Source organism: Maribacter sp. 1_2014MBL_MicDiv (assembly GCF_001865655.1).
Classification (GTDB): Bacteria; Bacteroidota; Bacteroidia; order Flavobacteriales; family Flavobacteriaceae; genus Maribacter; species Maribacter dokdonensis.
Genome location: NZ_CP011318.1, coordinates 3808379 through 3820204, shown reverse-complemented (window position 1 = coordinate 3820204; position 11826 = coordinate 3808379). Strand labels below are relative to the sequence as shown.

12 protein-coding genes are annotated in these 11826 nt (G+C 36.1%); 9 read left to right on the top strand and 3 right to left on the bottom strand.

Features of this window, described 5'->3' with window-relative positions:
* Positions 1-5: 5 nt before the first annotated feature.
* Positions 6-383, top strand: coding sequence for a DoxX family protein (locus YQ22_RS16040; RefSeq protein ID WP_058105882.1), 378 nt, complete (start codon positions 6-8; stop codon positions 381-383).
* 3 nt (positions 384-386) lie between these two features.
* On the opposite strand, the gene holA is transcribed toward YQ22_RS16040, so the two are convergent.
* Positions 387-1388 (bottom strand): DNA polymerase III subunit delta, encoded by a 1002-nt coding sequence (gene holA, locus YQ22_RS16035; RefSeq protein ID WP_071341993.1) that lies wholly within the window; start codon positions 1386-1388, stop codon positions 387-389.
* A 26-nt stretch (positions 1389-1414) separates the two neighbouring features.
* Here holA and YQ22_RS16030 point away from each other — a divergent pair, with 26 nt between their 5' ends.
* The 3 genes from YQ22_RS16030 to YQ22_RS16020 all read left to right on the top strand — a co-directional run bounded on the left by YQ22_RS16030 (position 1415) and on the right by YQ22_RS16020 (position 3828).
* The gene (locus YQ22_RS16030) at positions 1415-1861 is read left to right on the top strand and encodes a type I restriction enzyme HsdR N-terminal domain-containing protein (protein WP_058105880.1); all 447 of its coding nucleotides are present in this window, start codon (positions 1415-1417) and stop codon (positions 1859-1861) included.
* 12 nt (positions 1862-1873) lie between these two features.
* On the top strand, positions 1874-2875 hold the full coding sequence (locus tag YQ22_RS16025) for a glycosyltransferase family 2 protein (protein ID WP_071341992.1): 1002 nt from the start codon (positions 1874-1876) through the stop codon (positions 2873-2875).
* Between the two features lie 98 nt (positions 2876-2973).
* Positions 2974-3828, top strand: a complete 855-nt coding sequence (locus YQ22_RS16020) for an OmpA family protein (RefSeq protein ID WP_058105878.1) — start codon at positions 2974-2976, stop codon at positions 3826-3828.
* A gap of 82 nt (positions 3829-3910) precedes the next feature.
* Here YQ22_RS16020 and YQ22_RS16015 read toward each other — a convergent pair whose 3' ends face one another.
* Together YQ22_RS16015 and YQ22_RS16010 are read right to left on the bottom strand one after the other, a co-directional pair.
* Positions 3911-4531, bottom strand: a complete 621-nt coding sequence (locus YQ22_RS16015; RefSeq protein ID WP_058105877.1) for an L-threonylcarbamoyladenylate synthase — start codon at positions 4529-4531, stop codon at positions 3911-3913.
* Positions 4532-4573: 42 nt separating this feature from the next.
* A complete protein-coding gene (locus YQ22_RS16010) occupies positions 4574-6901 on the bottom strand; it encodes an ATP-dependent helicase (RefSeq protein WP_071341991.1) in 2328 nt (775 codons plus the stop codon).
* Positions 6902-7100: 199 nt separating this feature from the next.
* Here YQ22_RS16010 and YQ22_RS16005 point away from each other — a divergent pair, with 199 nt between their 5' ends.
* From YQ22_RS16005 to YQ22_RS15985, 5 genes are all read left to right on the top strand, one after another.
* Positions 7101-8411, top strand: a complete 1311-nt coding sequence (locus YQ22_RS16005) for an amidohydrolase (protein WP_058105875.1) — start codon at positions 7101-7103, stop codon at positions 8409-8411.
* Positions 8412-8416: 5 nt separating this feature from the next.
* Positions 8417-9973, top strand: a complete 1557-nt coding sequence (locus YQ22_RS16000) for an FMN-binding glutamate synthase family protein (protein WP_071341990.1) — start codon at positions 8417-8419, stop codon at positions 9971-9973.
* A 25-nt stretch (positions 9974-9998) separates the two neighbouring features.
* A complete protein-coding gene (locus YQ22_RS15995) occupies positions 9999-10769 on the top strand; it encodes a hypothetical protein (RefSeq protein WP_156894587.1) in 771 nt (256 codons plus the stop codon).
* A gap of 83 nt (positions 10770-10852) precedes the next feature.
* Entirely contained in the window at positions 10853-11371 is a 519-nt protein-coding gene (locus tag YQ22_RS15990) for a DUF7935 family protein (RefSeq protein WP_058105872.1), read from the top strand.
* 34 nt (positions 11372-11405) lie between these two features.
* On the top strand, positions 11406-11825 hold the full coding sequence (locus tag YQ22_RS15985; RefSeq protein WP_198033488.1) for a DUF3995 domain-containing protein: 420 nt from the start codon (positions 11406-11408) through the stop codon (positions 11823-11825).
* The last annotated feature ends 1 nt before the right edge of the window (position 11826 follow it).

Genomic DNA, 11826 nt, shown 5'->3' with positions numbered 1-11826 from the left:
GACTAATGAAAAACACCTTATTAAAAGATATTGGTTTAGCTTTTTTTAGAATTGCTGTTTCTGCAATGATGCTAACTCATGGACTTCCTAAATTCCAAAAATTAATTTCAGGAGATTTTCAATTTGCAGACCCATTTGGTATAGGAGCTACGCCTTCATTATTTTTAGCCGTTATTGGTGAATTTGTTTGTCCTATTTTGATCATTATCGGTTTTAAAACACGATTAGCGGCAATTCCACCAGCCATTACTATGGCGGTAGCAGCTTTTGTTGCTCACGGTGCAGATGATTTCAGTACAAAAGAAAAGGCTGTTTTCTATCTGGTTGCGTTTATTACCATTTCTTTATTGGGACCAGGAAAATTTGGTATCGATAAAAGATAGATGCTAAACTATTTTATAAAGAAGTTCTTTTAGCAGATCAGCCTCTTTCATTGGGCTTGCCCCTACACCTTTACCCTTAAGATCCATTTCCCGTAGACTGGAAATAATAGCACTTACTTTTTTCATAGGGTAATTTCTAGCTGCCGTCTGTATTTCCTTTACAAAATATGGATTAATACGCAATGTACTGGCTACATTCTTAGGAGAGTGATCACTTAGTCCATGATATTGTAACAGTTGGGTGAAAAATGAATGCAATAAGGTTATTGTCAATATAAACGGGTTATCCTTAGGATTTTGAGCAAAGTAATTAATGATTTTAGTAGCTTTTACTATATCCCTATCACCAATAGCCCGTTTTAATTCAAAATTATTATAATCCTTACTTATGCCTATATGTTCTTCAATATGCTGAGGATTAATTTCTGTCTCCTTAGGAAGAACCAGTTTTAGTTTTTCTAATTCTTTACTGATCTTCCCTAAATCCGTACCCAGATATTCTATCAATAATAATGAAGCTTTATGGGAAATGGTATAGCCATGCCCTAAAAGATGCTTTCTAAGCCAGTCACTCACTTGATTTTCGTATAACTTTTTACTCTCAAAGATTACACCGTTCTTTTTAATGATCTTGTGTAACTTTTTACGCTTATCAAGCTTTTTATATTTATAGCAAATAACAAGGACGGTTGTTTGCTGCGGATTTTCCGCATAGGCACATAGATCCTCTATAGTTCTAGAAAGGTGTTGGGCTTCTTTTACTATTACCACTTGTCTTTCTGCCATCATTGGATAGCGCTTGGCGTTACCAACAATATCGTCTATAGAAACATCTTTTCCATAAAGTACCATTTGGTTAAAGCCTTTCTCTTCTTCCGTCAACACTTTAGCGCCAATAAAATCTGATATTTTATCAATAAAATACGCCTCTTCGCCATATAAGAAGTAAATAGGACTTATTTGTCCTTTCTTGATCGCATTGACTATTTGTACAGCTTCATCCATTCAGAAAAATTCATCAACTTTGTATAATGCAGCCACTAAATTTTCCCAGCTACACTTTCAGGGTCAAAAATAGCGAAAATAGACCCTTAATATTTGACGAAATACGTAAAAAATTTATAGTACTTACTCCAGAAGAATGGGTAAGGCAGCATGTGGTAAAATTCTTGATACAAGAAAAAAATTATCCGATCAGTCATATCAACGTTGAAAAGCAGATTACCTTGAACGGGTTAAAAAAAAGATATGATATAGTAGTATTTAAGCCAGATGGAAAATTAGATATACTAGTAGAGTGTAAAGCACCGGAAATTACCATTTCCCAAAATACATTTGATCAGATTGCACAATACAATTTTAAACTCAACGCCAACTACCTAATGGTCACTAACGGACTCGCACATTATTACTGTCAAATGGACTTTGTTGCGGAAAAATATCAATTCATGCAGGAAATTCCTGATTTTAGCCGTTAATTTGCGATCGTTTTGAAGATAGCCGTAGTCATATTAAACTGGAATGGTGAAGTGCTTTTAGAGAGGTACCTACCTTCTGTTATCTCATATTCTCAAGGAGCGGATATATATGTTGCCGATAATGCTTCTACAGATGGTTCGGTAGCATTTATCACTGAAAATTACCCAACGGTAAAAATCATTCAAAATGCCGTTAACGGAGGGTTTACAAAAGGGTATAATGATGCACTTGTTCATGTAGATGCCGATATTTTCTGCTTGTTAAACTCAGATGTAGAAGTATCGCCCAACTGGTTAATACCTATTAAGGAAACTTTCAATAATGTGCCAGACGCTGCCATTATACAACCAAAAATACTGGACCTTCTTAATAAAGACCACTTTGAATATGCAGGTGCGGCCGGTGGTTTTATAGACCAATTAGGATATCCTTTTTGTAGGGGTAGGCTTTTTCAAACTTTAGAAAAAGACAAGGGGCAGTATAATGATGTTAGAGAAATTTTTTGGGCAACCGGAGCCTGCATGTTCATTAAGAAATCTGTTTTTCATGAACTCAATGGTTTTGATGAAGATTACTTTGCCCACCAGGAAGAAGTAGATCTCTGTTGGAGAGCAAAAAACCATGGGTATAAAATATTATATGTAGGTACATCGCATATATTTCATTTAGGAGGTTCTACCTTAAGTAACATGAATCCGAAAAAGACGTATTTAAATTTCAGAAATACACTATTCTCCATTACAAAGAACTTGCCAAGACGAAAAGCCTTTATTATTATCTTCTTAAGATTACTGTTAGATGGTATTGCAGCAATACGATTTCTTTTTCAGTTAAGATTCAAACACTTTTTCGCTATTTTTAGGGCGCATTTAAGCTTTTACAGACAATTTAGAAAAATGTATAAAAAACGGGAAAAAACTCAATTCCTGAGAAAATACTATGTTACGAAGTCCATTGTATGGTCTTACTTCGTACATAGAATAAGTAATTTTAACATTTTAGTAAAAGATTAACTAACAACACATATAAGTGACTTTGTAATTATATAATTTTGGAGTCGCTTAGATGCGAAATTGAGTAAATAACTAAATTATTATAATAGAATCAAATTATGAAAAAAGTATTATTAGGATGTCTTGGAGTAACGCTTTTACTTTCTTCTTGTGTATCATCGAAGAAGTATGCCGATCTTGAAGCAAAACACAAAAATGCGCAAGATTTATTAAACTCTGCAACTGTAAAGTTAAATGACTGTTTAGAAGAGAAAGCAACAGCTTCATCTAGACTTCAAACTTTAGAAGATCAAAATGCGTTTTTAAAGGCAAACAACCAAGAGTTGATCAACAATATGGGCAACCTAACAACTTTGACTACCAAAGGTGCTGAGAACTTAGAGAAGTCTTTAGAAAGCTTACAAGAAAAAGATTTAACTATTCGTAAGTTAAATGACGCTATTACCCGTAGAGATTCTGTAAACCTTTCATTGGTACAGAGCTTAAAAGGTGTATTAGGAAACATGGATGACGAGGATATCGAAATCAGCGTAGAAAAAGGTGTTGTTTTCGTATCTATATCAGACAAGCTTTTATTTAGCAGCGGTAGCTATAATGTTACAAGTAGAGCTAAAGAAGTTTTAGGTAAAGTAGCTAAAGTTGTAAACAACAAGCCTGATTTTGAATTTATGGTAGAAGGTCATACAGACAACGTTCCTTACAGAGGTAACGGTTCTCTATTGGATAACTGGGATTTAAGTGTTAAACGTGCTACAGCTGTTGTTCGTATTTTACAGAACGATTTCAATGTAGACCCTAAGCGTATGACTGCCGCTGGTAGATCAGAATATGTACCGGTATCTACAACTGAAAAATCTAAAAACAGAAGAACCCGTATCGTAGTTCTTCCAAAAATTGATCAGTTCTACAGCATGATCGAAGAAGGTATGAAAGATCCTGCAATCAACAAATAATAATTGATTGTAACATATAAAATTAAAGCGGCTCAATTGAGCCGCTTTTTTTATATTTGAAATAGTGGAATAAGAATCTAACTTAAATAATATCTAAACTCCCCTTACCTTCTCTTATTACCTCTGGATAACCGGTAGAAACATCTATTATAGTAGAACCTACATTACCCCCATAACCACCATCAATTACGACATCAACAAGATTATCCCATTTTTCATAGATCAATTCAGGATCGGTCGTATACTCCAAAACATCATCATCATCTCTTATAGATGTAGAAACAATAGGATTGCCGAGTTCTTCTACCAAAGCTTTGACAATACTATTATCAGGAACACGAATACCAACGGTTTTCTTTTTTTTAAATTCTTTAGGTAGATTGTTATTACCAGGAAGAATAAAGGTATAAGGACCCGGCAATGCCCTTTTCAAAATTTTAAATGTTGCGGTATCTATTTGTCTAACGTAATCTGACAGGTTACTCAGATCTGTACAAATAAATGACCAATTTGCTTTTGCCAGTTTAATACCCTTTATACGTGCTATCTTCTCCAAAGCTTTGGTATTGGTAATATCACAACCTAAACCGTATACGGTATCTGTGGGGTAAATGACCAAACCACCTTTACGTAATACATCCACCACCTTTTTTATCTCCTTGGGGTTAGGATTCTCTTCGTATATTCTGATGAACTCTGCCATAGCTTTAGGTTTTAAACCATATTGATATTAAATATACCAAAACTATCCGATCACTTCTAACTTTGCGAAACGAAGCAGTAGTTTCTTAATATCACCTTTATCGAACATTATCTCTGCCTTTCTATCGTTTCCGGCACCTTCAATCTTCACCACTTTACCTCGCCCGAAACGAGTATGATTGATTAGAGAACCTTCTTGTAAATCAGGGTCTATCTTATTGGTATTACCTACCGGTTCTGATAATTGCGGTTTAATTTTACGCAGCTTTTTAAGTTGACCAGAATTTGGTTGACTTATAGATGGCGGAGTTCCCCTAACCGGTTTTTGTTGTCGTAACTTACTTTTATCTACTTCACCGAAAATATCTGCATTAATCAATGATTTATAACGATAGCCACCATCTACGGGAGTAAGGTTCTCAACATATTTTTCATCTATTTCTTCCAAAAACCTACTAGGTTCGGCATCGATCAACTTACCCCAACGATATCTATTTTGCGTATATGTAAGATATGCCTGTTTCTCTGCCCTGGTCAAAGCAACATAGAACAATCTTCTTTCTTCTTCTAATTCGCTTCTGGTATTCATACTCATTCCTGAAGGAAAAAGATCTTCTTCCATACCAACAATGTATACGTAAGGGAATTCCAATCCTTTTGCCAAGTGAATGGTCATTAAGGCAACCCTATCGTCATCACCAGTATCATTGTCCAAATCAGTAGCCAAAGCTACATCCTCTAAAAACTCACTAATACTACCGGTAGCTTCATCAATTTCCTGTTGCCCTTCAACAAAATCCTTAATACCGTTTAAAAGTTCTTCAATGTTCTCCATTTTACCAATACCCTCTGGAGTTCCATCCTTTTTAAACTCCAAAAGAATACCTGTTTTCTTGGCAACATGTTCAGACAATGCAAAAGCATCGGTAGTTTCGTTCATTGCCTGAAAACTTTTGATCATGGTTACAAAGTCCTGTAGCTTTCGTTTGGTACCAGAATTAATTTTTAAATCAATTCTATCAATATTCTCCATGACCTCAAAAATGGAACGATTGTAATGATTGGCGGCTACCACCAATTTATCCAATGTTGTACCACCAATACCCCTTGCTGGAAAATTGATTACTCTTTTTAAAGCTTCTTCATCTTTTGGGTTGATGACCAAACGTAAATATGACAAAACATCCTTGATCTCTTTACGTTGGTAGAATGACAGTCCGCCATAAATACGATATGGAATATCTCTTTTACGCAAGGCATCTTCAATTGCCCTAGATTGGGAGTTTGTTCTATATAATACACAAAATTGACCATTTGTCATTTGTTGCTGCATTCTATGTTCCCAAATAGAATTTGCTACAAATCTACCTTCTTCAGCATCGGTGGTACTTCTATGAATTTTAATTGAAGGTCCATCATCATTATCTGTCCAAACCACTTTCTCAATTTGATTTTGGTTTTTTCCGATGATGGAATTGGCCGCATTTACGATATTTCTGGTAGAACGGTAATTCTGCTCTAGGCGATACATACCTACATTATCATAATCTTTTTGAAAGTTCAGAATGTTGCTGATGTTCGCACCTCTAAAAGAATATATACTTTGTGCATCATCTCCTACCACACATATATTCTGAAAACGATCTGCCAATGCTTTTACGATCAAGTACTGTGAATGGTTGGTATCCTGATACTCATCTACCAAAATATATCTAAATCTATTCTGATATTTCATCAACACATCTGGGTAACGTGTCAAGAGTTCATTGGTTCGTAATAAGAGATCATCAAAATCCATTGCCCCGGCCTTAAAGCAACGGTCAACATAATTCTCATAAATATCTCCAGTTCTTGGCTTTTTGGCCATAGCATCTTGTTCAACAAGATCTGGGTCATTTCGGTAGGCCTTAACCGTGATCAAACTATTTTTAAATGATGAAATTCTATTTTGAATCTGCTTATACTTGTAGATATCCTTATCAAGTCCCATTTCCTTGATGATAGAGGCAATTAGCCTTTGGGAATCTTGTGTGTCATAAATTGTAAAGTTGGCTGGGTAACCCAACTTGTCTCCATCTATACGCAATAACTTTGCAAAAACCGAGTGAAAGGTACCCATCCATAAGTTTTTAGCTTCACTGGCACCAACAATATGCGCAATACGTTCTTTCATCTCACGTGCCGCTTTATTGGTAAAGGTCAACGCCAAAATGTTAAAGGAATCTACACCTTGCGCCATTAGATACGCAATTCTATACGTTAATACTCGTGTTTTTCCAGACCCTGCCCCGGCAATTACCATTAAAGGTCCGTCTTTGTGCAAAACAGGAGCTTTTTGGGCATCGTTCAATTCATCTATAAATGAGCTCAAATTTACTTTTTTTTTAGAGCCGTGAATTTAGCTATTATTGAGGGATAGTAAAAGTGAAGTCCGCTAGTTTTATAAACAAATACGGGTATTTTTTTGAAATTGATAATAAATACAAAATCACTATCATAATCTTAGTATTATGTATGTTTGATCAATATATTTGTTGAACGACTACTTTAACTAACTTTAAATATACATTATGAGAAAATTATGGTTAATGGCCATTGTACTTTTCGGGGTTTCCGTACAAGCACAAGGTCCCAATCTTGAAAAGGATTACAAAGCTATTGAAAGCAAAGTAATTGATTGGAGAAGAGAAATTCACCAAAATCCTGAATTGGGAAACCGTGAGTTTAAGACTGCCGAAAAAATAGCCAAACATTTAAAATCACTTGGCATAGAAGTACAAACAGGAGTAGCACATACCGGTGTTGTAGGTCTACTGAAAGGAGATTTACCAGGGAAAGTAGTGGCACTAAGAGCTGACATTGATGCCTTGCCTGTTACAGAAAGAAATGATTTGCCATACAAATCGAACGTTACTACAGAATTTATGGGTGAAAAAGTAGGCGTAATGCATGCTTGTGGTCATGATACACATACGGCAATTCTAATGGGTGTTGCCGAAGTTATGTCCAAAAACAAAGATAAGATCAAAGGAACCGTAAAGTTCATTTTTCAACCTGCAGAAGAAGGTCCGCCACAGGGTGAAGAAGGTGGTGCACTTTTAATGGTTAAAGAAGGCGTAATGGACAGTCCTAAAGTTGATGCCATTTTTGGACTTCACATCAATTCTCAAACACCTGTGGGTACCATACGCTACAAATCTGGTGGTACTATGGCCGCGGCACAGCAATTTGTGATCAATGTAAAAGGTAAACAATCCCACGGATCGCAGCCATGGTCAGGAATAGACCCTATTTTAATTAGTGCAAAAATTATTGATGGTCTACAGACAATAATCAGTAGAGAGACAGAACTAACCAATGAAGCCGCTGTTATTACCGTAGGTAAAATAAAGAGTGGCGTACGTTTTAATATTATACCAGAATCTGCAGAAATGATCGGTACTATTAGAACGTTGGACTATGACATGAAAGACAAGCTTAACAAGCGTATGGTAGAAATGGTGAGCGATATTGCCAAAGCCTACGGTGGTGAAGCTACTTGTGTAATTACAGATGCTACCGATATTACGTATAACAACCCAGAATTAGTAGAACAAATGCTACCGACCATGAAAAGGGTTGCAGGTGAAAACAATGTTCTTTTTCAAAAAGCGGTAACCGGAGCAGAAGATTTTTCTTATTTTCAACGTGAGGCTCCAGGCTTTTTCTTTTTCTTAGGAGGAATGACACCGGGTACGACAGAATCTTACCCACATCATACGCCAGACTTTCTAATTGATGATAGTGGCTTACTTTTAGGGGTTAGAACACTAACCGAAATGAGTTTGGATTACCTAAATAGTGATCAAACGCCTCGTTTAGATATTAAACCAAAAGGATAATTTTGATGAACGATTTTTTTAATTCAATTCCAAGTCCACCATGGTGGACTTGGATTTTTTTGTTTCTTCTAATAGTTGCTATCTATGATATTTTTATTCAAAAAAAGCACACTATTAAACATAACTTTCCTATAGTAGGGCATTTACGCTATTGGTTAGAAAGTATAGGTCCTGAAATGAGACAATATTTTGTGGCCAACAATAGAGAAGAACTTCCTTTTAATAGAATTGAAAGAGGATGGATCTATGCATCGGCAAAAAAAGAGAATAATTATGAGGGCTTTGGTTCTGACCGTGACCTTTACGCTCATCAGCACATTTTCGTAAAAAATAGAATGATGGGCTTTGTGGTTCCTGAAGGACATCCAAATGCCATTGACCCTTACTTTTTACCATGTGCAAAAGTTATGGGACAACATAATAATCGTAGAAAACCCTTTAGGCCCAGTAGTATTGTAAACGTATCGGCTATGAGTTTTGGCTCTTTATCTGCCGCAGCGGTCGAGGCCATGAATAAAGGCGTAAAAAAGGCGGGAGCATATCACAACACAGGTGAAGGTGGTTTGTCACCATACCACAAACATGGCGGGGACATTGTATTCCATTTTGGTACCGGATATTTTGGCGTAAGAACTCCAGATGGTAATTTCTCTATGGAGAAAATGAAAAATCTGGTTGAAGACAATCCGTGTATTAAAGCCATAGAGATAAAACTGTCACAAGGCGCAAAACCAGGAAAAGGTGGAGTATTACCTGGTGCAAAAATTACTCCTGAACTCGCAGAAATCAGAGGTGTTGAAGTGGGCAAAGATGTCTTATCACCCGCAACACACAAGGCATTTTCCAATGTAACAGAGCTTCTGGCCCTAATTGAAGATATTGCAAATGAAACTGGTTTACCTGTAGGTATCAAAGGAGCAATAGGAAAATTGGATCAATGGGAAGAGTTGGCAGATTTAATGCTGGAGACCGGAAAAGGTCCTGACTTTATTACCGTAGACGGTGGTGAAGGTGGTACAGGTGCCGCTCCCCCATCATTTGCAGACCATGTTTCATTACCATGGGTGTACGGCTTTTCTAGTTTATACCGTGTTTTCTTGAACAGAAACCTAACCGATAGAATCGTATTTATAGGTTCAGGAAAATTAGGATTTCCGGCAAAAGCGGCAATGGCATTTGCAATGGGTGTAGACTGTATTAATGTAGCAAGAGAGGCTATGATGAGCATTGGCTGCATACAAGCACAAGCTTGCCATAACAATACTTGCCCAACCGGTATTGCAACACAAAGTAAATGGTTACAGAAGGGAATAAACATTCCTTTAAAATCTGATCGTTTGGCACAATATTTTAGCACTTTCAGAAAAGAATTTTTAGAAATTACCCATACTGCCGGCTATGAACACCCAAGTCAGTTTACTATGGATGATGTACAGGTAAATGTAGATGATAACGACCTTAACAGAAGCTTGGCTTCTACATATGGTTACAATAAAGCCAAAGTACCTTTTACCTGTGTGCAAGATTTAAAAGACTGTTCGTATCTTGGCGGCAAAAATTAGATTAACCTATTCAATGCATATTACTATGAAACGATTTTTTATATGTTCAGCTATATTCTTATTGGGATTAAGTACAATTCAAGCTCAGAAAAAAAGTGAATTGATAGAACAAAATCAAGATTTAAAATTTAAGTTGGATTCCATTTCAAAAATGGTAAGTACCTCTCAACGCAATGAGAAATTGGCAAATCAACGCTCAGACGAATACCAGTCTCAAGTTACAGAACTGCAAGATGCCAATGCCACCTTAATGAAGAACCTCAATAGTTTTGCTGCATTATCTAGCCAAAATTCTGAGAATATCAACAAAACCTTAGCAACATTAGAACGTAAGGAAAAACAATTAAAAGGAATAACCGATGCTGTTGCAAGTAATGACTCTACCGCTGTTGTTATATTGACGAATGCAAAGCAAGTCTTAGGGGAAAACGCTAAAGTTGGTGTTACAGATGGCTCTGTGATCATTTCAGAAAAATTAGATTTTTTCTTTGCCGATGGTGTAGGCTTAAATCCATCTAGCGAATCTAAAGGCTGGCTTGAAAATGTAGCTAAGGTTGTCAATGCAAACCCAAAAAGCACCATAACGGTAGCAAGCTTAAATATTACCGGTGAAATGAACATAGCGCTACAACAAGCAGCAGCTATCGCTAGTATATTGATCAAAGATTTTGGTGTTAATGGAGAGCGAGTTATTGCCGTTGGCCAAGATGGAGGGCTAAGAGAATCTTTACAAATTAAGTTTCAACCAGATTATAAAGCTTTTTATGATATGGCCAAGGGAGACGTTAAAAATTAAAATACTTGTATTTCATCGATGAAGTACTATACTAATTGAAAAATTTGGACGTTCTTGTTTCGTAAATAATAACTGATTAAAAAATGAACTCCGACCAAATTTTTCAACTTTTCGCTTATTTAATACCATCAGTAGTAACTGGTGCAATTGCTTTCTATTTCTTTAGAATGCACACCAATAATGAAGAAGGAAGACGACGTTTTCTATTGCACAAAGACTCTCAAAAAGATACATTACCCGTACGTTTACAGGCTTATGAAAGAATGGCCTTATTTTTAGAACGTATTGCCATACCAAGTTTGGTTGTTCGTGTTTCTCCACAATCCGATGATAAAAATGCTTATGAAAACTTATTGATCAAAAGCATAGAAACCGAATTTGACCACAACCTTTCTCAGCAAATATATATGACAGATGAATGTTGGAATGTCATCAAAGCGGCTAAGAGCGCAACAATTCAAATGATCAGAAAAGCTGCGATGAGCAATACTGAGACAGCAGATAAATTACGAGAAGACATCTTAAACGAAACCATGGATAAAACTTCCCCATCTGCCACTGCCCTATCCTTTGTTAAAAAGGAGATTGGTGACTTATGGTAATCTTTTGAAAATGAGGAATGTTTTAAAATATTGTTTGATAACAACATTTCTCGCCTTATCCATAATTCACTTTTATTGGAGTGCAGGTGGGTCAATTGGCTATTACAGCTCATTACCAGCTGATGAAAACGGAAATATTTTACTTGCCCCAACTACAGTAGATTGTATTCTTGTGGGAGTATTTTTGCTCTTGTTCGCAATTGTTTATACGCAAAACCCAAGCAATTTAAACTTTAAAGTTTTCAAGTACTTCTTCAAATTTGGGCAATGGATAATTCCTATCATTTTTTTAATAAGAGCTATAGGAGAATTTAAATATGTTGGTTTTTTCAAAGAAGTAACCACAACTGAATTTGCTCAAATGGACACTTTGCTTTTTTCTCCTTTATGCTTGGGTATTGGCTGTGTTGGAATATTTCTTGCATTAAAAAACCCAAAAACTATAGATAAATAAC

Bases quoted from the DNA above. Each gene is read 5' to 3' on its own strand.
- YQ22_RS16040 (WP_058105882.1), top strand. From the start codon at position 6: ATGAAAAACACCTTATTAAAAGATATTGGTTTAGCTTTTTTTAGAATT.
- holA (WP_071341993.1), bottom strand. From the start codon at position 1,388: ATGGATGAAGCTGTACAAATAGTCAATGCGATCAAGAAAGGACAAATA.
- YQ22_RS16030 (WP_058105880.1), top strand. From the start codon at position 1,415: ATGCAGCCACTAAATTTTCCCAGCTACACTTTCAGGGTCAAAAATAGC.
- YQ22_RS16020 (WP_058105878.1), top strand. From the start codon at position 2,974: ATGAAAAAAGTATTATTAGGATGTCTTGGAGTAACGCTTTTACTTTCT.
- YQ22_RS16015 (WP_058105877.1), bottom strand. From the start codon at position 4,531: ATGGCAGAGTTCATCAGAATATACGAAGAGAATCCTAACCCCAAGGAG.
- YQ22_RS16005 (WP_058105875.1), top strand. From the start codon at position 7,101: ATGAGAAAATTATGGTTAATGGCCATTGTACTTTTCGGGGTTTCCGTA.
- YQ22_RS16000 (WP_071341990.1), top strand. From the start codon at position 8,417: ATGAACGATTTTTTTAATTCAATTCCAAGTCCACCATGGTGGACTTGG.
- YQ22_RS15995 (WP_156894587.1), top strand. From the start codon at position 9,999: ATGAAACGATTTTTTATATGTTCAGCTATATTCTTATTGGGATTAAGT.
- YQ22_RS15990 (WP_058105872.1), top strand. From the start codon at position 10,853: ATGAACTCCGACCAAATTTTTCAACTTTTCGCTTATTTAATACCATCA.